General features: G+C 63.6%; 1 protein-coding gene and 1 pseudogene. Both read left to right on the forward strand.

What is annotated here, in order from left to right:
• Positions 1–444 (forward strand): annotated as a pseudogene (locus tag EN939_RS35565) (cytochrome b); the annotation flags it as partial.
• Between the two features lie 28 nt (positions 445–472).
• Positions 473–1,021, forward strand: a 549-nt coding sequence (locus EN939_RS35570) for a cytochrome c1 (protein WP_245473302.1), incomplete at its 3' end; no start/stop codon positions are given.

A 1,021-nucleotide genomic window follows, 5' to 3' on the forward strand; every position in this document is an offset into this window, starting at 1 on the left:
GTGCCCGAATGGTACTTCCTGCCGTTCTACGCGATCCTGCGCGCCATCACCTTCAATGTCGGGCCGATCAACTCCAAGCTCGGCGGCGTGCTGTGCATGTTCGGCGCCATCGTCATGTTGTTCCTGGTGCCGTGGCTCGACACTTCGAAGGTACGCTCGGCCGTTTACCGGCCCTGGTACAAGCTGTTCTTCTGGCTGTTCGTGGCCGATGCCATCCTGCTTGGCTGGCTGGGCTCGCAGCCGGCCGAAGGCAGCTATGTGTTCATGGCGCAGATGGCGACATTGTTCTACTTCGCCTTCTTCCTGATCGCGCTGCCGGTGCTCGGCCTGATCGAGACGCCGCGACGGCTGCCGAACTCGATCACCGAGGCGGTCCTCGAGAAGAACAAGGGCGGCAGCGGACATCCGGCGGGCGCTACGGCGGCGCCGGAAACCAAAGGCTGAGCGGGTAGAGAATCTAAGGGGATTTGGCATGAAAAAGATTCTCACCTCGCTGGCGCTGGTCGGCCTCGTGGCCGTCGGCATCGGGTCGGCAGGCACTTGGGCGATCGCCGCCGAAGAGGCGCACAACGCCGCCGCGCCGACGCATTTCCCGATCCACGAGCCGAAGGAAATGGACTGGAGCTTCACCGGCCCGTTTGGCACCTATGACAAGGCGCAGCTGCAGCGAGGCCTCAAGGTCTACAAGGAAGTCTGCGCGGCCTGCCATTCGATGAACATGGTGGCGTTCCGCACGCTGTCGGACCTCGGCTATTCCGATGCGCAGATCAAGACGCTGTCGGCCGAGTACACGATCCATGACGGTCCCAACGATGCCGGCGACATGTTCGACCGTCCCGGCAAGCCGTCCGACCACTTCCCGCCACCGTTCGCAAACGACGAAGCGGCCGCCGCTTCCAATGGTGGTGCTGCTCCGCCCGACATGTCGCTGCTGGCCAAGGCGCGCGGCGTCGAGCGCGGCTTTCCGCAATTCGTCTTCGACATCTTCACCCAGTATGACGCGGGCGGCCCCGACTATATC

Origin of the sequence: Mesorhizobium sp. M7A.F.Ca.CA.002.05.1.1 (assembly GCF_003998335.1) — a bacterium.
Lineage (GTDB): Bacteria > Pseudomonadota > Alphaproteobacteria > Rhizobiales > Rhizobiaceae > Mesorhizobium.